At 39.7% G+C, this 21,272-nt stretch carries 18 protein-coding genes; 7 read left to right on the top strand and 11 right to left on the bottom strand.

What is annotated here, in order from left to right; genetic code table 11:
• Window positions 1-113: 113 nt before the first annotated feature.
• The 3 genes from N8A89_RS14605 (at window position 114) to N8A89_RS14595 (ending at window position 6,932) form a co-directional block, all read left to right on the top strand.
• On the top strand, window positions 114-3,065 hold the full coding sequence (locus N8A89_RS14605) for an amidohydrolase family protein (RefSeq protein ID WP_289644509.1): 2,952 nt from the start codon (window positions 114-116) through the stop codon (window positions 3,063-3,065).
• Window positions 3,066-3,094: 29 nt separating this feature from the next.
• Window positions 3,095-4,387, top strand: coding sequence for an amidohydrolase family protein (locus N8A89_RS14600; RefSeq protein WP_281542895.1), 1,293 nt, complete (start codon window positions 3,095-3,097; stop codon window positions 4,385-4,387).
• 142 nt (window positions 4,388-4,529) lie between these two features.
• The gene (locus N8A89_RS14595) at window positions 4,530-6,932 is read left to right on the top strand and encodes a penicillin acylase family protein (protein WP_281542894.1); all 2,403 of its coding nucleotides are present in this window, start codon (window positions 4,530-4,532) and stop codon (window positions 6,930-6,932) included.
• Window positions 6,933-7,024: 92 nt separating this feature from the next.
• Here the strand turns inward: N8A89_RS14595 and N8A89_RS14590 are convergent, their stop codons facing one another.
• From N8A89_RS14590 to N8A89_RS14545, 10 genes are all read right to left on the bottom strand, one after another.
• Window positions 7,025-7,435 carry a hypothetical protein gene (locus tag N8A89_RS14590; protein ID WP_281542893.1) on the bottom strand — a complete coding sequence of 137 codons (411 nt, stop codon included), beginning with the start codon at window positions 7,433-7,435 and terminating at the stop codon, window positions 7,025-7,027.
• 191 nt (window positions 7,436-7,626) lie between these two features.
• Window positions 7,627-7,749 (bottom strand): hypothetical protein, encoded by a 123-nt coding sequence (locus N8A89_RS14585; RefSeq protein ID WP_281542892.1) that lies wholly within the window; start codon window positions 7,747-7,749, stop codon window positions 7,627-7,629.
• A gap of 496 nt (window positions 7,750-8,245) precedes the next feature.
• Complete coding sequence (locus tag N8A89_RS17820) at window positions 8,246-8,374, bottom strand: YHS domain-containing protein (protein WP_281542891.1); 129 nt, start codon at window positions 8,372-8,374, stop codon at window positions 8,246-8,248.
• Window positions 8,332-9,246: an XdhC family protein gene (locus tag N8A89_RS14575; RefSeq protein ID WP_281542890.1), complete on the bottom strand. Its 915-nt coding sequence runs from the start codon at window positions 9,244-9,246 to the stop codon at window positions 8,332-8,334. Before N8A89_RS14575 ends, N8A89_RS17820 begins: the two co-directional genes overlap by 43 nt.
• Window positions 9,239-10,375 (bottom strand): vWA domain-containing protein, encoded by a 1,137-nt coding sequence (locus tag N8A89_RS14570; protein WP_281542889.1) that lies wholly within the window; start codon window positions 10,373-10,375, stop codon window positions 9,239-9,241. Before N8A89_RS14570 ends, N8A89_RS14575 begins: the two co-directional genes overlap by 8 nt.
• A 104-nt stretch (window positions 10,376-10,479) precedes the next feature.
• On the bottom strand, window positions 10,480-11,352 hold the full coding sequence (locus N8A89_RS14565; protein ID WP_281542888.1) for an AAA family ATPase: 873 nt from the start codon (window positions 11,350-11,352) through the stop codon (window positions 10,480-10,482).
• Between the two features lie 69 nt (window positions 11,353-11,421).
• Window positions 11,422-11,895: an SRPBCC family protein gene (locus tag N8A89_RS14560; protein WP_281542887.1), complete on the bottom strand. Its 474-nt coding sequence runs from the start codon at window positions 11,893-11,895 to the stop codon at window positions 11,422-11,424.
• A 169-nt stretch (window positions 11,896-12,064) separates the two neighbouring features.
• Window positions 12,065-14,431 (bottom strand): aerobic carbon-monoxide dehydrogenase large subunit, encoded by a 2,367-nt coding sequence (locus tag N8A89_RS14555; RefSeq protein ID WP_281542886.1) that lies wholly within the window; start codon window positions 14,429-14,431, stop codon window positions 12,065-12,067.
• 18 nt (window positions 14,432-14,449) lie between these two features.
• Window positions 14,450-14,941 (bottom strand): (2Fe-2S)-binding protein, encoded by a 492-nt coding sequence (locus N8A89_RS14550; protein WP_281542885.1) that lies wholly within the window; start codon window positions 14,939-14,941, stop codon window positions 14,450-14,452.
• A gap of 8 nt (window positions 14,942-14,949) precedes the next feature.
• The gene (locus tag N8A89_RS14545; protein ID WP_281542884.1) at window positions 14,950-15,819 is read right to left on the bottom strand and encodes an FAD binding domain-containing protein; all 870 of its coding nucleotides are present in this window, start codon (window positions 15,817-15,819) and stop codon (window positions 14,950-14,952) included.
• A 197-nt stretch (window positions 15,820-16,016) separates the two neighbouring features.
• Between N8A89_RS14545 and N8A89_RS14540 the strand changes: the two genes are divergently transcribed.
• Entirely contained in the window at window positions 16,017-17,189 is a 1,173-nt protein-coding gene (locus N8A89_RS14540) for a cysteine desulfurase family protein (protein WP_281542883.1), read from the top strand.
• Between the two features lie 57 nt (window positions 17,190-17,246).
• Here N8A89_RS14540 and N8A89_RS14535 read toward each other — a convergent pair whose 3' ends face one another.
• Window positions 17,247-18,353 (bottom strand): XdhC family protein, encoded by a 1,107-nt coding sequence (locus N8A89_RS14535; RefSeq protein WP_289644508.1) that lies wholly within the window; start codon window positions 18,351-18,353, stop codon window positions 17,247-17,249.
• Window positions 18,354-18,443: 90 nt separating this feature from the next.
• Here N8A89_RS14535 and moaA point away from each other — a divergent pair, with 90 nt between their 5' ends.
• The 3 genes from moaA (at window position 18,444) to N8A89_RS14520 (ending at window position 21,235) form a co-directional block, all read left to right on the top strand.
• Window positions 18,444-19,427, top strand: coding sequence for a GTP 3',8-cyclase MoaA (moaA, locus tag N8A89_RS14530; RefSeq protein ID WP_281542881.1), 984 nt, complete (start codon window positions 18,444-18,446; stop codon window positions 19,425-19,427).
• Window positions 19,428-19,549: 122 nt separating this feature from the next.
• Window positions 19,550-20,764, top strand: a complete 1,215-nt coding sequence (locus N8A89_RS14525) for a molybdopterin molybdotransferase MoeA (RefSeq protein WP_289644507.1) — start codon at window positions 19,550-19,552, stop codon at window positions 20,762-20,764.
• Window positions 20,765-20,773: 9 nt separating this feature from the next.
• Window positions 20,774-21,235, top strand: a complete 462-nt coding sequence (locus tag N8A89_RS14520; protein ID WP_289644506.1) for a hypothetical protein — start codon at window positions 20,774-20,776, stop codon at window positions 21,233-21,235.
• The last annotated feature ends 37 nt before the right edge of the window (window positions 21,236-21,272 follow it).

The raw sequence follows: 21,272 nt of genomic DNA, 5'->3' as shown, positions 1-21,272 counted from the left end.
TATGTAGCCAACAAATCATTTTTCTTCTTTTCAAGAATGTTAAAAAGTATAAAAGGGATACTTAATACTATTACATATCTTATTTTTAAAAGGACTAATCAAACTAACTCATAATGAAAAAAAGCATTTTGGTACTATGCCTATTTTGGTGTAGTGCAACTCTCTTTTCACAAGACTATTTTCCAGTAAATGATGGTGTAAAGGCTAACAATAACAATTACACCGCTTTCACCAATGCCAAAATTTATGTCACCCCTTCTGAAGTCATACAGAAAGGTACATTATTGATACAAAATGGCAAGGTCGTATCCGCTGGTTCAAGCGTTTCCATACCTGAAAATACCGTAGTCGTGGATTTATCTGGAAAATCAATTTATCCCTCATTTATAGATGCATATTCAAAGTTTGCCGTGGAACAACCTAAAAGAAGCCCTGGCGGTGGTAGAGCATCTCAATATGATGCGGAACGTGAAGGTTTTTACTGGAACGATCATATAATGCCGGAAAATTCGGCCATCACCAAGTATAAATATGATGATAAGGCTGCCAAGGAACTACGTGAGGCCGGTTTTGGGGTTGTGAATTCACATATTCAAGATGGTATAGTAAGAGGAACCGGGGTGCTCATTGCTTTAAACGGAGAAGGCTCGGACGCCAATCGTATTTTGGATGACCGTTCCGCTCAATACTTTTCTTTGGACAAAAGTGTCTTGAAGAAGCAATCTTACCCCACTTCACTCATGGGAGCTTTGGCTCTCTTACGACAAATGTATAGTGATGCGGATTGGTATTCAAAAGGTAATGCTAAAACAAAAGACCGCTCTCTGGAAGCTCTAATCGAAAACAGGGGACTGGTTCAAATTTTTGAGGCAAAGGATAAGGGCAATGCTTTGCGTGCCGATAAGATTGGGGACGCCAACGGAGTTCAATATGTCATATTGGGTGGCGGAAACGAATTTGAGCGTATTGCTGAAATCAAGGCCACCAACGCCAAGTACATTATCCCAATCAATTTTCCGGAAGCCTATGACGTATCGGACCCGTATCAAATGAGTTACGTTTCATTAGAGGATATGAGATTCTGGAACCAGGCACCGACCAATCCCAAAGTCCTAGCGGAAAATGGAGTTCCTTTCTCTCTGACTACGTACGACCTTAAATCCATGTCCAAGTTTAAGGACAATTTAATGAAAGCTATTGAATATGGTCTCTCCAAGACCAAGGCCTTGGAGGCGTTGACCACGGTTCCTGCACAAATTCTTGGAAAATCAAGCTCAATCGGGTCTTTAAAGTCGGGCAGCTATGCCAACTTTCTGATTACTTCCGGAGATATTTTTGACAAGTCTACTACCCTTTATGAAAATTGGGTACAAGGCAACAAAAATATTGTCAACGATATGGACATAAAGGATATCCGTGGAGATTATAAGCTTACGTTACAAGGAAAAACTTTTGATGTCGCCATAACTGGTGAAGTTTCTAAACCCAAGGTAGAGGTAAAACAAGATACCCTTAAATTGACTTCCAAAATTGCTTATAAGGATAATTGGCTTACGCTATCCTTCTCAACAGACGAGGGAGATAAAACTTATAGAATGATAGGTGCCGTCACCGAAGATGTAGATAACCTATCCGGGCGACTCCTATTACCGGATGGAACAGAAAGTTTCTTTTCGGCGTCAAAAACAGATGCTTTTGAAGAAAAAGATAAAGAAGATGAAACGGCCAAGGCCCCTAAGGTAATGCCTGTTACCTTTCCTAATCTAGGTTATGGATTTGCTTCTAAGCCTAAACAAGAAGATATATTGTTCAAGAATGCGACCGTTTGGACCAGTGAAGCCGATGGTATCCTTGAAAATACCGATGTGCTGATAAAAAATGGTAAAATAGCAAGAATAGGTAAGGATTTAGGTGCTGGGGGGGCTAAAGTGATAGATGCCACTGGAAAACATTTAACGGCGGGAATTATAGACGAGCATAGTCATATTGCTGCTTTGGCCGTGAACGAGGCAGGCCACAATAGCACTGCCGAAGTAAAGATGGAAGATGTAGTAGATCCCGAACATATGGGTATTTACAGATCACTTGCCGGAGGCGTAACTTCATTGCAATTATTACACGGATCCGCTAATCCAATTGGAGGAAGGTCCGCCATCCTTAAATTAAAATGGGGTGAAGAGGCCGATGGGCTCATCTACGACAACACCCCTAAGTTTATAAAATTTGCTCTGGGCGAGAATGTAAAGCAATCCAATTGGCAGAGCTTTTCCAGGTTTCCTCAGACCCGTATGGGGGTGGAACAAGTCTTCATGAACTACTTTCAACGAGCCAAGGAATATGATGATCATAAGAAAGCCGGTAAGCCCTATCGTTATGATGAGGAAATGGAGGTATTGGCCGAAATTATTAACGGTGAGCGCTTTATAAGCTGTCATTCGTACGTACAAAGTGAGATTAATATGATGATGAAGGTCGCAGAGAAATTTGGTTTCCGTGTGAATACGTTCACCCATATTTTAGAAGGTTATAAGGTAGCCGATAAAATGGCAGAACATGGCGTAGGTGCTGGAACGTTTAGTGATTGGTGGGCCTATAAGTTTGAGGTGAACGATGCCATTCCTTACAATGCGGCCATCATGCAATCACAAGGCGTTACCGTAGCCATTAATAGTGACGACCGTGAAATGATAAGAAGATTGAATCAAGAAGCCGCCAAAACCATAAAATATGGTGGGATGACCGAACTGGAAGCTTGGAAAATGGTCACAATAAATCCAGCAAAATTATTGCATTTAGATAATCGTGTTGGTAGTATTAAAGTAGGTAAGGATGCCGATGTTGTGCTATGGTCGGGCCATCCGATGTCCGTTTACACGAAAGCGGAAAAAACCGTGATTGAAGGAATTACCTATTTTGATTTAGAAAAGGACAAACAGCAGCGCGAGGCCATAAAAGAAGAACGCAACGAACTGGTAAAAATGATGTTGGAAGAAAAGGCCGGAGGTTCAAAAATGCAAGGACCAAAACAGAGCGTAAAAAGGAATTTTACGTGTGAAAGCCTTTAATTATGACATCAAGACTAAAAAGATATAAAATGAAAAATATAATATACATACTAGTACTAATTGGTCTATGCTTCCCTGGTGTGGCCCAGCAAACCCCTGCTTCCAAACAAACTGAACCAATTACCATTGAAGGTGCAACGGCGCATCTTGGGAATGGTGAAGTCATTGAAAGCTCCTTGATTATGTTCGAGGATGGAAAAATTACTTTCGTGGGCGATTCCAAAATGAAAATTGCGCGGAAAGGCAAGGTGATAGATGCAACTGGAAAGCACATTTATCCAGGTTTCATTGCCCCTGCCAAAACCTTAGGTTTGGTAGAGATAAATGCCGTCAGAGCCAGTAATGATCAAGATGAAATTGGGGATTTAATACCACATGTTCGCAGTTTGATAGCTTATAATGCCGAATCCAAGGTTGTAGAAAGTATGCGTCCAAACGGTGTTTTATTAGGTCAAATTGCCCCCTCTGGTGGACGGATTTCAGGAACCTCGTCCATCGTGCAATTTGACGCATGGAATTGGGAAGATGCAGCTATCAAAGTTGATGACGGGGTTCACCTAAATTGGCCCAGAAGCTTCCGCCAGGGTAGATGGTGGATGGGTGAAGATAGAGGATATCAGCCCAATAAAGACTATGCCAAACAGGTTGATGAAGTAGTAAGCTTCATAAAAAATTCCATGGCATATGGTAAGACAAAACCAAAGGAAGTCAACCCTGCCTTCGCTGCAATGCAAGGAATTTTCGCAGGAGAACAAAAGCTTTACGTTTATGCGGATGGTGAAAAGGAAATAATTGATGCCATCAATACCCTAAAAGCAAATGGCGCAAAGGAGGTCGTATTGGTTGGTGGCTATCATGCATATAAGATAACGGATTTCTTGAAAAAGAATAATATTCCGGTGTTGGTTCAGTTTACCCATAACCTACCCGTTTTTGATGACGATGATTACGACCTCCCCTATAAACTACCGAAACTTTTGGTGGATGCCGGACTTCTGGTAGGACTTCAAAACAATGAAGCATCTAATTTCCAAACCAGGAATTTACCTTTTTATGCCGGACAGGTCGGTCAGCAAGGTTTGGATAAGGAAAAGGCCTTACAGTTGATTACCGGAAACAGTGCGAAGATTCTTGGTATCGATGCGGATTATGGCACCTTGGAGACGGGTAAAAGTGCTACCCTATTCGTTTCTGAGGGAGATGCCTTGGATATGCGGGAAAATCAATTAACACACGCTTTTATTGATGGCAGGGACATTTCATTGGAAACACATCAAACCGAACTTTGGAAAAGGTATATGGGCAAGTACGAAGGTAAATAAGATCAACTGCCGATTACTATGTTTAAACTGTACTTTTAAAAGAGATAGTCATTGGCATAAAATTGTATTTTCAAAAAGAAGCAATTAATTTTTAGCCCGATGTAATGTCGGGTTTTTTTACGAAAAATAAATAATAACTAAGATGAGAACATTACTTTGTTTAAGCTTACTGGCACTTTCCATCTCCTGTAAAGAATCACCAAAGAACACAACCCTGGAGCTGGCTGTGGATGGTCTCCAAGAACAGGTAGAAATAATTCGGGACGAATGGGGCATTAATCATATTTATGCCAAAAATCAACACGACCTATTCTTTGCCCAAGGCTATGCTGCTGCCGCCGACCGTCTTTTTCAATTTGAAATTTGGAGAAGGCAAGCTACGGGTACAGTGGCAGAAATACTTGGGGAACGGGAACTCAAAAGGGATATCGGTACGCGACTCTTTAAGTTTAGAGGTGATATGACTACGGAAATGAGTCATTACCATGAAAACGGAGTAGAAATAATTACGGCATACACAAATGGTGTGAACGCTTACATAGAGGAGATACTCAGAACTCCTGAACAACTTCCTATAGAGTTTAAAATTTTAGATATACAACCACAAAAGTGGACTCCAGAAGTAGTTATTTCCCGACATCAAGGGCTTTTAGGTAATATTGATGAAGAATTACAGGTTGGACGCTCCGTAGCAAAGTTGGGTGTTGAAAAGACAAAGGATTTATTTTGGTTTCATCCTAAAGAACCTAATCTAGAAATTGACCCTGCCATAAATACTTCTTTGTTAGACGATGATATCTTAGAACTATACCATGCCTATAGAAAGCCTGTCAAATTTGAAGCAGAGGATGTCATCCCGGTTTACAAAAATTCAACTGAAAAAGAAACGGTTACCTCCCTTCTGGAGGGCAAGAATGACTCCCTATCCATTGGCAGTAACAATTGGGTTGTAAGTCCCAGCCTTATGGAAGATGGAAATTCCTATATGGCCAATGACCCCCATCGGACCATTGCAATACCATCCCTGCGCTACATGGCTCATTTAGTAGCTCCTGGTTGGAATGTTATTGGTGGCGGCGAACCGGAAATTCCGGGTATTTCCATTGGACATAATGAATATGGTTCATGGGGTCTCACTGTTTTTGAAACGGATGGTGAAGACCTATATGTTTACGAACTGAATCCAGAAAACCCTAACCAATACAAGTATAAAGGAGAATGGAAAGATATGTTAGTCTTAACAGAAACTATAAAGGTTAAGGGAAAGGAAGATTATACAGCCCAGCTAAACTATACGTTGCACGGACCTGTTACATATATTGACGAAGAAAACAATGTGGCTTACGCTATGCGTTGTGCTTGGTTAGAACCGGGTGGTTCACCCTATTTAGCTTCCTTGAGAATGGACCAAGCGCAAACTTGGGAGGAATTCCGTGATGCTTGCAATTATAGTCATATCCCCGGAGAGAATATGGTATGGGCCGATAAAAAAGGAAACATAGGGTGGCAATCGGTTGGTATCGCACCGATAAGAAGAAATTTTAGCGGTCTTGTTCCCGTCCCCGGTGACGGACGCTATGAGTGGGACGGATATTTGCCCATAATACAAAAACCAAGCTCCTACAACCCAGATAAAGGATACATAGCCACAGCGAACCAAAATGTTGTTGCGGAAGATTATGACCAATGGGATGCCATTGCCTTCTCTTGGGCAGACCCCTATCGCGGTGAACGTATAGATGAAGTATTGAATAATAATCCTAAAAAGTTGACTATGGAAGACATGAAAGAGCTACAAACGGATTATCTCTCTATTCCTGCAAGGATATTGGCACCTATGCTTAATGGTTTAGCATTTGGAGAAAAAGCCTCAGAAGCAAAAGACAAATTAAAGAATTGGGATTATAGATTGGAGGCCAATTCAGTCCCTGCGGCCATTTATGTGGCATGGGAAAACCAAATAAAAAAATTGGCGAACGAACACTTTATCCCCGAGGCTGGAAAAGGGATTGTTCCGGGCATTCAAATGAAACGTATTTTGGATTGGGTTACAGAACCAGATTCCCGTTTTGGGACTAATCCCGTTCTTAACAGAAATACGTTATTGAGTGATGCTTTTGAAAATGCAGTAGCAGATTTAGAGAAAAAATTGGGAGATGACATGGCAAAATGGGAGTACGGTCAAGACAAGAACAAACATAGCTATATGGAGCATGCGTTAAGTAGTGCGGTGAATGAGGATACGAAAGCGAAACTAGATCTTGGTCCCCTGCCAAGGGGCGGCAATTCCTATACCCCAGGTTCTACCGGTGGTAACTTGAGACAAGGTAGTGGTGCTTCTTTTCGTATGATCGTAACTACTGGAAATTGGGATGCAGCCGAGGGCATGAATAGTCCCGGGCAATCCGGAAATCCCGATAGTCCTTTTTATGACAATCTTTTTGAGGAGTGGGCGAATGACCAGTATTTTCCTGTGTACTATTCTCGTAATAAAATAGATTCGGTTGCTGTGGAAAGTAAACTACTGAATCCATTAAATAAGTGAAAATATAAAGCACGTTATTACTTTGATGAAGTGAGATAATGGTACTTTGCAAATACAGCAATTATTAAGAGTACTTCACAAGAACCAAATGTCTACTTTTTATCAGCGAATCTCCAACCCAAATAGGCCATTGGAAAATAAGCTACTATTAAGTCTAAGGCATTAAACCATAATGGCCCTCCCAGACTGCTTGCGCTTATGGCTCCACCTAGAAAGAAAAAAGCGCCTATGACCAATGCTAAGAGCATTTTTCGGGAAGCAGCTATTTTAGCGGCCACAAAGGCTCCGACCAAAGTTCCCAAAGCATGGGCGAGGAAAGGCATTATAAAATGCTTAGGCTCGAAGAGATGCATTGTGGCTCTTAAACCGTCCATAGTGGTAACATCTCCTCCCTCTGGCGGTGGTATAATTGATCCGCTGAGCATAACAATACCCATATTCACAATACTGCCAATAATAAGACCGGCGATAACGGCTAGAATATTCTTAACTATTGGATTCATAAATTTGATGGTTTGGTTGTACTATAAATATAGTAACATTATTTATTACTAAACCAATTACCATTAAACCTATTAATAGGTCTAGCATCAACTTTTATCTCATGCATCCGATTTTCTATAATCGTTCATTAAATAGAGGTAATAAAAAAGAGGGCAATAGCCCTCTTTAAAGTATTTCAATTCATATGGTTTTAAGAAAACCGTATTAATTTTAGTCCCGTATGCCTACGATGGTTTCTCCAACTTTCGTGTCGCGTCAATACCTTGTCCGCACTTGCATTTTCTTTTGTATGTTGTTTCTTAGTATCGTTCATATTATTGTTTTTATATATTGCTGTGATGAATACAATAAGTACTCTTATCTACACATTATATAAGACGGACAAAAACACTAGATATTACACCGTTGGCATAAGCTTAACACTTTGTCAACTCCTGTAAAATATGGGATTCGGGTTATTTGAAACTTGATTCTGACGAATAGTTAAAGAAACAAGCTCCAACGTTAATATTCCATTAAAATATTACACCTATGAGAAGAATATGGGAAATCCGTTGAAGCTGAGTATTTAACAATAAAGACGATTAATTTAAGATACAATAAAGACTATCTGGTATCAACAAAATATACCCTCTATTCTTTTCTTAAATTTCTACTTACTGGAGTAATATGAAAAGTACCTTATTTCCAAGTGGTTTGCACTTGGATAAATCATGAAAGCAGAGAAATGATTTGCAAATAGACCAAGTGTTCAAATAAACACAGAATTCGCTTCCCAAGAGTCGCTCGTGCAATTAAAAAAAGTGACATCACGTTTTGATATACTTTGAAGGCTCTTTCTCAAAACTGACTTTACAACCATCACAGCAGAAAAATACTTTCTGGCCTTGGTATTCTAGAACATGCTTCGGGTTTTTTTGGAGACCGGCACGTTGCAAACTGGGTTGATATAATAATCCTCTACAAATTTATCATTAACCATAGGCTCTGTGGCAGCAGCTGATGTACTCCCACAACAAGAAACTCCGTTAGTTTGTTCTTTACGAAAATCTTCAATGACATCTGCTAAGATACTTATCGCGACCTCACTCGCCAGTTTGGCATTGATATCCAAGCCAACGGGACTTCTTAATTGGCCAATACGCTTGTCTGTGATGCCTTCTGCTTTCAAATATGATTTTATGTCCTCGGCTTTTTTACGACTGGCAACGAAGCCTACATATTTAGCAGAGGTTTCCAAAGCTTTTTTGACAGAGGATTCATCGTCCTCGCCTTGCGTAGTGATAATTATGTAGGTATTGGAGAAATTTTTAAAGACTTTGAAATCTACCCTGTAGTAAAGACTGTTTACACTGGGAAACATTTGAACGTCAGCATTGCTCGCCATTACGGAAACCCTAAAATCAGCTACAGAAGCCATTTGCACCAATTTACGGGCAATATTACTCTTTCCTACTACAATCAATTCCGGTTGTGGTATTACAGGTTCTATCATAATTTCTAGTGTTCCTTTACTTTGACAGGACATGACATACTCTTTAAACGAAGCCGTTTCACGTGTACCACCTTGGGGTGAAATACGTACACGACGGTAGCGTTTATTTCTTATTACATCCAACGCTTCTTTGATAACAATGCCACGCACACAACCCCCGCCTATCCACCCGATAAGTTCACCGGTTTCCAAAATAATTGCCTTATCCCCTATCTTACCTGAACTTGGAGCTATACGGTCCACCACTTGAGCTATGGCAAAATTAGATCCTTGCGCCAAGTGTTTCTCTATCTGTAAGGCGAGTTCGTTAAACATCCATCAATAATTTTTCCAATTTTAATAGGCTATCCAGGTTATGTGCTGATTCAAACGCATCTAAATGGGGCATCACGTTAACCATTCCTTTTTGGATGGGCTGATAACCAACCATTCCTTTTAAAGGATTCAACCATACTAAGGTCTTGCATTTTCTGTGTATCGTTCTTACGGCATCTTTCAGCACGCTTACATTTCCCGTTTCGAGTCCGTCACTCAAAATGACCACTACATGTTTTTGACTTAGAAATTTACTTCCGTAATCGGAAAGAAATTCTGTTAGCGATTCTCCGATTTTTGTGCCACTGGACCAAGAATGCACCTTTTTTCCTATTTGCTTTAGAACTTCTTCTTCATTATTCTGCCGTAACAAAGGAGTAACATGGGTCAAGTTTGTACTAAAGGTAAAGAACTCTAGGCTTTTAAAATACTTTTTTAACACCATAACATAACGTAATAAGTAATAACTATAGGTATCCATAGAGCCACTGACATCCAATATAAAAACTACTTTGCGCTTCTCTTTGCGTTTTCTTTTATGGGATAGGTCCAATAACAAACCTCCTTTGGAAACCCCATGGCGAATGGTATTTCGGATGTCAATAGTACCTTTGTTCGAGTTTTCAAGCCTTCGCTTGAAACGCATACTCATTTGATGAAAAAGCTCTTCTGCCAATTCTTCTAGCTTCTCCTTGTCGGATACATTTACCTTAGAAAAATCAGTCATTCGTAAACGAATGCTTTCATTAGCACCAACGGTTTCTTTTGCCTCACGCTCCTTCACTTCCTTTTTGGGAAGTTTGAATTCCGTTCCTAAAAAAATAACCGTTGCGGTATCTTTTTCCTTTTTAAGTTGTTTGATTTGCTTTTTTCGCTGCTCTAATTTCTCTTCATAATACCTACTCCAAAAACGTTGAAACATCTCATCAAAACGATCAAAATGTTCTTTACGCTTACAATAAATCGCCTTTAGACTGTACTGGAACAATTTTCTATCCAAGGCATAACCTCTTTCCGCAATGTCGAAGGCATCTCTTGTTTCCTGAGGTCCCAACATAAATTGCCGTTCTCGACAATACATCGTAAAGTCGATGAGGCGTTCTTTGAATGTTTTTTCTACGGCTTGCATTTAATAGGTTGTTCGATTATTAAATCGTTCGATTATGCACTTGAAAAATTGAACCCTTTTGGCTTTGTAGCCTCCTATTGCGTTCGAAGTGACCTTAATTAATTTCAATGTATTGGAGCTAAAAACTCTTGAACGGATTTGTTTCGTACAAACTCCACATCATCCTTATGCTTAAGAACACTTCCAATAGTTGTTTTCACAATCTCATCCGTAATGTTTTTCTGATTCATCAGTAACAGCGTTTTTGCCCAATCTAAAGATTCAGCTATTCCAGGAGGTTTATGTAAACTTGACTTCCTAAGATTATGAATAAAGGTTACCACCTGTGTTGCCAAAGCTTCATCGATGTTCGGAAGTTTTTTTGCAATTATATTAATCTCGCCCATTTTAGATGGGAAGTCAACCCAATGATACAAACAGCGCCGTCTTAAAGCATCACTTAATTCTCGAGTTCGATTGGAAGTCAAAATAACCAATGGTTTTGATTTTGCTTTTATGGTCCCTAATTCAGGAATACTAATTTGGAAATCAGAGAGCAACTCCAGTAAATAGGCTTCAAACTCTTCATCTGCCCTATCGATTTCATCAATTAATAAAACCACGGGTTTATCAGCACTGATAGCTTGTAATAAAGGTCGTTGCAAAACGTACTCCATTCCAAAAATTTGATTTTGGAGCGCCAGTTTATCCTCCTCTTGCTCAAAAAGTTTAATATGAAGCAATTGTTTTTGGTAATTCCACTCGTAAATGGTGGTGCTGACATCCAAACCTTCGTAACATTGTAAACGAATTAAATTGGTTCTCAAATGTTCGGCCAATGTTTTGGCCAACATAGTCTTCCCAACTCCCGGATTCCCCTCTAATAGTAGTGGTTTCTCAAGATTTTTCAATAAAAATATTGAAGTTGCCAATTCTTCATTTAAAATATAGTCGTGCTCATAAAAATCGTTTATGAGTTTTTGAATGTCTTTGTTCAATGGTTTAAATTTAGAAAGCTATGCTAGGGGTTGTAGCATAGCTTTGTTATTTTAGAATTATTAAACTCTTTAGGCCGTTGCCCCTTCGGCTGCGGCCAATTTTTTGGAGAAATTCGAAACGAACTGTTTGAACAACTGGTTAGAGACTGTAGTAATCAACCGCGAACCGAATTGAGCTATTTTACCGTTTATAGTAACATCCATAATGGCATCTAATTTTACGCCGCCTTCTGGGCGTTCTGTAAGATTAATGGTCATCACCATTTCGGCATTACCATTACCTTTGGAGTCTACTCCGTCTCCGGTAAGAATAATTTTTTTGTTCTCCTTATCAATTTCCTTATAGAAAATATCAGCATCGTACTTTACTCCCATAGGTCCAAACTTCATACCTACTTTCCCCTTATAATGGTTTTCACCGACTTTTTCTTCGACCGATACCCCGGGTACACAGTCCATTATTTTCTCTGGGTCGATTAAATGTTCCCATACCAATTCTGTGCCTTGTGGCACCTCGAATGACTTATCTAATTGTGTTTTCATCGTAGTTCAATTTTTTGCGGTCCCTTGCATGCTTTAAACTTTTTTCAGCACATACGGGAGTCTAAACTTTTTAATATATGATGAAGTATTCTGCTTGCTCAAAACCGTCTCACCTACTTTTCAATTATGATTGAAACGAATTGATAATTAAACTTCTTACTTCATTATGCTAGGCCTTCGCTTTTGCCTCTTGAATTGCATCCCAAACCTTATCAGGTGTAATTGGAATATCCAAATGTTTGATTCCCAATGGATATAATGCATCAATAATCGCATTCGCTATTGCCGGTGGCGCCCCAACTGTTGGTGATTCTGCTACACCTTTTGCACCTAATGGGTGATGTGGCGATGGCGTAATTGTATGACCTGTTTCCCAATGTGGAGATTCTACCGCCGTTGGCACTAGATAGTCCATTAATGTTCCATTCAGTACATTTCCTTCATCATCATAAACAATGCCCTCGTACATGGCAGGAGCGATACCTTGAGTCAATCCGCCATGGACTTGACCTTCTACAATCATAGGATTGATGATATTTCCGCAATCGTCAATCGCAACAAATCGTTTTACATCGATGGCACCAGTTTCCTCATCTACCTCAACAACACATATATAAGCACCGTTTGGGAATGTTAAATTTGGTGGATCGTAGTAATGGGTTTCTTCAAAGCCGGGCTCCATCCCTGGTGGAAAATTCGTGTATGCTGCAAAAGCCACATCTTGAATCGTTTTAGATTTTTCAGGAGCTCCTTTTACAAAATATTTTCCTACTTCCCATTCAATATCCTCTTCACTCACTTCTAATAAGTGTGCTGCAATTTTCTTTCCTTTATCACGCAGTTTTCTGGCAGCAACTGCTGCTGCTGCTCCAGCGGTTGGTGTACTACGACTTGCATAAGTACCCAACCCATAAGGAGCTGTATCGGTATCACCCTCGTCGATTTCAATATCCGTGTAGGGAATCCCAAGTTCTTCGGCCAAGATTTGAGCATACGTCGTTTCGTGACCCTGTCCTTGTGATTTAGTTCCGAAACGTGCTAAAGCTTTCCCTGTAGGATGCACACGAATCTCTGCACTATCGAACATCTTAATGCCCAAAATATCAAAATCTTTGGATGGCCCTGCCCCTACTACCTCAGTAAAAGTGCAAATTCCGATGCCCATCAATTTTCCTTGAGCACGTTTCTCCGCTTGTTCTTTTTTATAGTCGTCATAACCTACCATTTCCATGGCTTTTTCCAAGGTGGCCTTATAGTCTCCGCTATCATAGCTCCATCCTAAAGGAGAGGCATATGGAAATTGTTCTTTCTTGATAAAGTTTTTAAACCTGATTTCGGCTGGATCCATTTGTAATTCCGCCGCTAGCTTATCAACCATTCGCTCAATGGCATGCACCGCCTCCGTTACCCGGAAAGAACATCTGTAGGCAACGCCACCCGGGGCTTTGTTCGTATAGACTGCATCCAATTCTGCGAAAGCATGTTCATAATCATACGATCCTGTGCAAATAGAGAACATTCCCGTAGGATATTTTGAAGGGTTCGCCGAAGAATCGGTATAACCGTGGTCCGCCAAAGTTGAAACTTTAAAAGCTTGGATTTTTCCGTCCTTCGTTGCCGCAAGTTCGCAGTCCATATGATAATCTCTTGCAAAGCCGTTCACTAAATTTTCTGAACGGTCTTCAATCCACTTAACCGGTTTTCCTATCAAGAATGAAGCAGCAATCGCAACGACATAGCCTGGATACACCGGAACTTTCCCTCCAAAGCCACCCCCAATATCGGGCGCTATAATTCGAATCTTTTCTTCGGATAAACCAACATGTCCCGCAACCAAAGCTAGAATGGTCCGAATCGCATGAGGTGCTTGAGAGGTCAAGTAAATCAACATTTTCTCGGTATCCTTATCATAAGAGGCCACAACCCCGCAGGTTTCTATCGAAGCAACATGAATTCTTGGTAAATGAATACGTTCTTTTACAACCACATCGGCAGCGGCAATGGCAGCATCGGTTTTCTCCTTGTCACCACGCTCCCAATGATAAATATGATTGTCTTTTTGACCTTCCTTATCAGGGCGCAGTAGAGGTGCATCTTCATCCAATGCCTTGAACGGGTCTACAACTGCTTGCATTGGTTCATATTGAACGTCTACGGCTTCTGCACCATCAACGGCAATATATCTATCCGTTGCAATTACCGCACACACTTCTTGCGATTGATGCATTACAGTATCTGTCGGCAAAACCATTTGTGTATCGGACAGTAAAGTTGGCATCCAATGTAGATTATATTGCGCCAAATCTTCTCCGGTAATGACAGCCAAAACACCGTCAATGGCCAAAGCTTTTTCTTTATCGATACTTAATATTTTGGCATAGGCGTACGGACTACGTACCATGACCATATGCAGCATGCCCGGTAATTTTACATCGTCGGTATAATTTCCTTTGCCGTGTAAGAAACGGGCATCTTCTTTTCGTTTTACAGAGTGGCCCATTCCGCCTACCTCTGGTGATGTTTTACATGAGAACATATTTTTATTATTTAGAGGTTAGACTGTGGCTTCTTTTTCCTTCGACATTTCCTGGGCAGCCTGTTGTACAGACTTTACGATATTATTATAGCCCGTGCATCTACACAGGTTTCCTGAAATTCCCCATCGTATTTCCTTTTCTGTAGGATTGGGATTTGTTTCCAATAGCTCTATAGACCTCATAATCATACCCGGAGTACAGAAACCACAATGAAGACCATGTTGGTCATGAAATGCCTTTTGCAGCGGGTGATTGGTGCCATCTGCAGCAATACCCTCTATTGTAGTGATGTTTGCGCCATCAGCTCGAACGGCTAAATAGGTGCATGACTTGACCGATTTACCATCAATCAAAATGGTGCAAGCACCACAACTTGATGTATCGCAACCAATATGGGTGCCTGTCATATCCAGATTTTCACGTATAAAGTGTACTAAGAGCAAACGAGAATCCACTTCGGCAGAAACGCTTGCCCCATTTATTGTCATTGTTATTTTATGTTTTGCCATAGCGATTTCTATTGTTTTGCTCTTTCAAGAGCCTTGTTCAACATTCTTTTTGTAATCGTGTTCACGATTGATCTTTTATAGGCTTCCGATCCCCTCAAATCAGATTCGGGCTCACAATCTTCGCTTGCAATTTGACCTATCTGTTCAATTAAATCGTCGGTAACCTTTTTTCCTCTAAGCACTTCTTCTCCTCTTTCCAATCGCATGGGTATGGCACTCACATTGGTCAACCCTATCCCGATTTCTTGGCAAACACCGTCATCATCCAATTCAATATGAACCGCTACTCCAGCTGTAGCATAATCACCTACTTTACGTTCTACTTTGTGATAGGCGCCACCAGTTCCTTTCTTGGCTTTCGGAATTTGAATTTCCGTGAGTATATCACCGGGTTCCAAAGCGGTCATATAAAATCCATGGAAAAATTCGTCTATGGGAATAGTTTTCTGCCCTTCTGAACCTTCCGCCAATATCGTTGCCCGCATGGCCAACATTAAAGCGGGCTGGTCATTTGCTGCATCACCGTGAGCGATGTTACCTCCAAGAGTGCCGCAGTTTCGAACCGATGGATCAGCTGTCAACCAAATAGCATCACCCATAATAGGATACTTCTCCTTTATGAGGGCGTTATGCTCCATTTCACTTTGCGTAGTAAGCGCACCTATCTTGAGCAAATCGCCTTCTTCCTTAATATAAGATAGACCTTCAATTTTACTGATGTCGATAATATGTTCAGGGGTGGCGAATCGAAGTTTCATCATAGGCAGCAAACTGTGGCCGCCGGACATGTATTTAGCTTCTTCACCAAGTTCTTGTGATAAGGCAATCGCTTCCTTTAATGAAGTTGCCTTATGATAGTTGAAATTAGCAGGAATCATAATATTTTAGGAATTAATTTAAGAAGTGAATAATAAATATAACGCTAATTCATCAAAATCACAATGATATTAATCAGTGATTAACAAATTAATATTTTAATGATTGTATAGATAAATCCAATTGTCAGCTCTAAAAGAAAAAATGGGAATTTTGTGAGATTTATTACCTTTAACTTATTGGCAAATAAATATAAAAAATGTACTCTCAACTCTATTTTGACTACAATGCAACCACCCCATGTACGAAAGAGGTTGTAGATGCCATGCTGCCCTATTTTCATAAGGATTTTGGGAACCCCTCGAGCAGCCATCATCCATATGGTTGGCTAGCGAATAGCGCAGTTGAGGATGCAACCGTTTCCATCGCCAAAGATTTAGGAGTTGATTCTAGCAGTTTAGTTTACACCTCTGGCGCTACGGAGAGTATAAATATGATTTTTAAGGGGGTCGCAAGCAATTTACAATCTAAAGGAAAGCATATCATCACTACTAAAGCTGAACACAAGGCCGTATTGGATACTTGCGCCTTTTTAGAAGATGATGGTTTTGAAATAAGTTATTTAGAAGTGAATTCCGATGGACTAATATCTTTAGAAGCCCTGCAAAAGGAGTTGCGCCCTGACACCATTTTGGTCGCGCTCCTTTATGCTAATAATGAAACCGGAATTATTCAACCTCTAGAGGATGCGGCCAAATTAACGCATAGTAATGGAAGTCTTCTTTTTTCGGATACTACACAAGCTTTAGGAAAAATCGATTTAAGCAAGATTATGGATTTGGTAGATTTTGCCTGTTTTTCTGCTCATAAGGTCTACGGGCCTAAAGGAATCGGGCTGACCTATATAAAACATAATAAGAATTACGAAGGTCTACCGAGTTTTATTCAAGGTGGGGGGCAGCAAAAAAAACAACGTGGGGGAACCTTGAATACACCGTGCATAGTTGGATTTGCAAAAGCGATTGAATTGACTTCTAAAGATTTTGAAAAAGAAAAATTGCGATTGGAATCATTACAAAATAAACTTGAAGAAGGTCTGCTCAAAATTGAACTGGCCATATCCAACAATAAAGGCAAACAACGATTACCTAATACCGTACATATTTCTTTCCCTTATGTTGATGGAACAAATTTACTTACTGCTTTAAGTCGAAAAATTGCAGTTTCTAACGGTTCAGCTTGTAATTCTGCTTCCGTTGAGCCTTCGCACGTTTTGTCTGCGATGGGTGTTGAGCGCAGTTTGGCCTATGCCTCATTGAGATTTAGTATCGGGAGGTACACTACAGAAAGTGATATTGAGAAAGCAGTTGAGATTGTTACCAATGTGGTTGCCGGACAGCGGGAGCAAAATATTCTCTGGGAGCGGCGTTAAGAGTGAATCATACTATATTTTTAAAATCAATCTGTTAAGGTTAGCTGATAAGCAATCCTAATTTCTCATATGGATAGGGCCTTTTTTATCTCTCAACATTCCACCAGTTTTACCTGTAAAAACACTTAAGATTTCACTACATAAACTAAGCGCGATTTCTTCGGGGGTGTTAGCCCCAATTTCCAAACCGCAAGGGGCAAAAATCCGCTCCATATCCTCGTCGGATAATGCTATTCCATTAGTCTTGAATTCAGCTACCATTTTGTCAAAACGCTTTCGCGGACCCAATGAAGCAATATATGGAGATACACTTTTTACCGATTCCTGTAAATTGATATAATCTGTCTTGTAGTCATGGGCCATTAAAATAATCGCTGTTCGCTTATCGATTAAAGGCCGTTCTTCAAAATCTTTTGGATATATGTTTTTAACCGATTGTAGCTTTTCTTTTTTGAGTTTTTGCACATTACCTACCAAACTTATGTCCCAATCCATCAAATTGGCCATTTCCAATATTGGATAAACATCATAATTATCCCCATAAACCGCCAAGTGATACTGTGGTGGAATCATTTCAATAAAAACGCTGGCCCTTATTCCTTCTTCCTCAAAATGATAGGTCTTTGATTTTTGCTGTCCTAGGACGTCCTGAATTTTATCTTGAAGAAAGTTTCGTAAACCATCATGCTCACAGTCTTCTAAAGATGCAGAATCCTTATCATAATAAAAGCTTCTACCTAAAGGTATCGTATCAATTTCGGCATCAAGTGCGGTCACGGTGGCTATAATATGGAAATCTCTATCCGATACACATTTTTGCAACATTTTCAATGTTGGGGACTCTTCCGAAATTGGTGATATCAAGACATCGATTACCCCATTGCAGCCAAGTCCCACCCCTATTTCATTTTCTTTAGAAGTATCATAGGTTACAATAGATGGTTGCTGTTTCAAGATTGCGATTTGGGAGCGTTGCAAGGCATCGCCTTCCAAGCACCCACCACTAATACCACCTTCGAAAACACCCGATTCAAAAACCAGCATTCGTGCACCCTCTCTTCTATAGGAGGATTCTTCTACGCGAACCACCTGTGCAATGGCACATTTTTCACCCGAGTTCTTGAATGAATTATAGAGCTGTATAATGGATTTTATCTCTTTCATTATTTTGCGGTTCTTATTTCTTTCTTAAATAGTCCTCCGAATATATCTAAAAATAGCTATATTGACTATTCAAATTGCTTGGAAAGTTATATGAAGGATTCTTTTGACAGGACTATAGATTATGTGCGTATCGCAGTGACTGACCGCTGTAATTTGCGATGCTTTTACTGCATGCCAGCAGAAGGAATTCCCTATGAACCCAAAGCGCATTTGCTAAGTTATGAAGAAATTACTCGCTTATTAAAAATATTGGGTCAGTTAGGTTTTCAAAAAGTACGTTTTACCGGAGGAGAGCCATTTCTTCGAAAAGATTTCATGAAATTATTGGAGAATACCGCCAAACTGGATGATTATAAATCCATTCATATTACTTCAAACGGAACACTGTTACAACGACATATTCCACGATTAAAGAAATTAGGTATTACCAATATCAACTTAAGCATTGATTCTTTGGATAAAGAACGTTTTCATAAAATTACCCGTCGTAATGATTTTCAAAAAGTGATGCAGACTTTTCATATGTTAGTCGATAACGGCTTTAAAATAAAATTAAATGCCGTAATTATGAAAGGCATTAATACACAAGACATTATTCCTTTGGCCGAATTGGCCAAAAACCATTTCGTTGATGTTCGGTTCATTGAAGAAATGCCTTTTAATGGAGGTTACAAGGAAAACGTGGAAATGTATTCCTCGCGTGATATTCAACATGATCTAAAAGCCCATTATCCGCTATTGGAAAAACTTCCTGGCAAGCATGGAGATACGGCCAGTTTACTATCCGTTCCCGGATATAAAGGAAATATAGGTGTCATCGCCGCTTTTTCAAGAACGTTCTGTAATACTTGTAATAGGCTACGAATTTCCTCCAAAGGAGAAATAAAAAGTTGCCTCTACGATGACGGCGTTTTTAATATTCGTGATTATATGCGTTCAGGTGTTTCAGATGACGAACTGGCAAACAAATTTAGAGAAATCATTCGCTTAAAGCCTAAGGATGGGTTTGAAGCGGAAAGAATGAGAAAAGCTCCTGCTAAAGCTATGCAAAGCATGAGTAGTATTGGAGGGTAGAAATAAAGTCTTCCTAAGCCTAGTTATTAGAACGAAGAATGTTCAAAGGTCTTTGACCCCCCTTTAACTTATAATCTAAGCATCAATAAACCTATAGATTCCCTAAATATTAATAGTATAGTATGGATAACACCTTTATACCTTACGAAAAAGCCCTTTCAATTTTAGAAGAACACAAAGCTAGTTTCCCTTTAGTGAGTAAAAATTTAGAAGATTCTATTGGGGCCTATCTAGGTGAAGATTTAATTGCTGACCGCGACTTCCCACCTTTTGATCGCGTTACTATGGATGGAATCGCCATTGATTACAAAACCTTCGCAAAAGGGCAAAGAACGTTTACTATTGAAGCAACAGCTGCTGCAGGGACAAAACAACAAACCTTAAAAGATAATTCCAAGTGTATTGAAGTGATGACCGGTGCCATAATGCCAAATGGTGCTGACACCGTAATCCGTTATGAGGACCTCACGGTAGAAGAAAATCTTGTTACCATTAATTTGGATTCCCTTAATTACAAACAGAATATACATTTTAAAGGGATGGATATTTCTCGAGGAACCATAATCGTTAATCGAGGTACACAGCTCTCCAGTGCGGAAATCAACATTGCCGCTGCCGTTGGCAAGGCTACCCTGCAAGTCAAGAAATTGCCACGCGTAATTATATTTTCCACTGGGGACGAATTAGTGCCCGTAAGTCAAATTCCACAATTACATCAAATTCGCAGGTCAAATATTTATGGAATTCAGGCCACCTTAATAGAATGGGGAATAGCTGCAGACTTATACCATTTGGCCGATGACAAAAAAGAAATGTTGAGGACCATTTCAAAAATGCTTAAGAAATATGACCTTTTCATATTTACAGGAGGGGTCTCTAAAGGGAAATTCGATTATTTGCCCGATGTACTTGAAGAACTGCAGATAAAAAAGCATTTTCACAAGATTCAGCAACGACCTGGGAAACCTTTTTGGTTTGGCAGTAATGCAGAAGGAAAAAAAATTTTTGCTCTGCCAGGTAATCCGGTATCGTCTTTTGTTTGCGTGTATATGTACCTTCAGTTTTGGCTTTTAAAGTCTTTGGAAGTTGATTTTGAAACACTTTATGTACATCTGAAAAACAATGTGGAGTTCAAACCAGACCTGGTATATTTTTTGGAGGCCACATTAGAAAGTAAGCCAGATGGGAAATTAGTAGCTGAAGCAATTAAAGGGAACGGATCTGGTGATTTCGCTAATCTCGTTAAAACAGATGGTTTTTTAATATTACCGCAAAATAAAAGCCAATTTTTTGCGAATGAAGTCTATCCTTTTGTACCTTACCGTAAGAAATGGTAAACAACTCCCATGGAAACCGTAAAGACAACTTGCTGTAAAACTAGGTTTGGAGGGCCAAAAAAGTTTGAAGCTGCTAATGGATCCATGTCTTTTTTTTCTACTGTTTTATTGATTCTTATACCAAAATGCCCATTATGTTTAACCGCATATATGAGTGCCATGGTGCTATTTTTCGATATTGAATATGAGACTTTGGTGCCAATACTACTTCACACCAAACCTTTTATGGGAATTTTAATAATCACCATGATTTTACTAAACAGAAAGGATAAGCGAACCTTAGTTTCATTAGCTTTTGCGGCACTTGCGTTCATTATGTTAATTTTAAAGACCTACTTCGCCACTGCACTTTTTATGCCTGATTGGATTATCTATATAACTTTCATATTCGCTATTTGGTACAATGGCAACTTCCAGTATTTTTATCGGTTTATCAAATCTAAGAAGAGTAAAACAGTTTCTTTAGAGTAAACCCGTAATTTGCATTCTAGGTATTAAAATTAATTAC

It is taken from the genome of Maribacter aestuarii (genome assembly GCF_027474845.2).
GTDB lineage: Bacteria > Bacteroidota > Bacteroidia > Flavobacteriales > Flavobacteriaceae > Maribacter > Maribacter aestuarii.
The sequence above is the reverse complement of the archived record's forward strand: the minus strand, read 5'-3'. Positions and strand labels throughout refer to the sequence as shown.

Coding starts and splice junctions, on each gene's coding strand:
- N8A89_RS14520 (WP_289644506.1), top strand. CDS start 20,774: ATGGAAACCGTAAAGACAACTTGCTGTAAAACTAGGTTTGGAGGGCCA.
- N8A89_RS14575 (WP_281542890.1), bottom strand. CDS start 9,246: ATGTTTAACGAACTCGCCTTACAGATAGAGAAACACTTGGCGCAAGGA.
- N8A89_RS14605 (WP_289644509.1), top strand. CDS start 114: ATGAAAAAAAGCATTTTGGTACTATGCCTATTTTGGTGTAGTGCAACT.
- N8A89_RS14535 (WP_289644508.1), bottom strand. CDS start 18,353: ATGAAAGAGATAAAATCCATTATACAGCTCTATAATTCATTCAAGAAC.
- N8A89_RS14560 (WP_281542887.1), bottom strand. CDS start 11,895: ATGAAAACACAATTAGATAAGTCATTCGAGGTGCCACAAGGCACAGAA.
- N8A89_RS14555 (WP_281542886.1), bottom strand. CDS start 14,431: ATGTTCTCATGTAAAACATCACCAGAGGTAGGCGGAATGGGCCACTCT.
- N8A89_RS14570 (WP_281542889.1), bottom strand. CDS start 10,375: ATGCAAGCCGTAGAAAAAACATTCAAAGAACGCCTCATCGACTTTACG.
- N8A89_RS14540 (WP_281542883.1), top strand. CDS start 16,017: ATGTACTCTCAACTCTATTTTGACTACAATGCAACCACCCCATGTACG.
- moaA (WP_281542881.1), top strand. CDS start 18,444: ATGAAGGATTCTTTTGACAGGACTATAGATTATGTGCGTATCGCAGTG.
- N8A89_RS14545 (WP_281542884.1), bottom strand. CDS start 15,819: ATGATTCCTGCTAATTTCAACTATCATAAGGCAACTTCATTAAAGGAA.
- N8A89_RS14550 (WP_281542885.1), bottom strand. CDS start 14,941: ATGGCAAAACATAAAATAACAATGACAATAAATGGGGCAAGCGTTTCT.
- N8A89_RS14585 (WP_281542892.1), bottom strand. CDS start 7,749: ATGAACGATACTAAGAAACAACATACAAAAGAAAATGCAAGTGCGGAC.
- N8A89_RS14595 (WP_281542894.1), top strand. CDS start 4,530: ATGAGAACATTACTTTGTTTAAGCTTACTGGCACTTTCCATCTCCTGT.
- N8A89_RS14600 (WP_281542895.1), top strand. CDS start 3,095: ATGAAAAATATAATATACATACTAGTACTAATTGGTCTATGCTTCCCT.
- N8A89_RS14525 (WP_289644507.1), top strand. CDS start 19,550: ATGGATAACACCTTTATACCTTACGAAAAAGCCCTTTCAATTTTAGAA.
- N8A89_RS14590 (WP_281542893.1), bottom strand. CDS start 7,435: ATGAATCCAATAGTTAAGAATATTCTAGCCGTTATCGCCGGTCTTATT.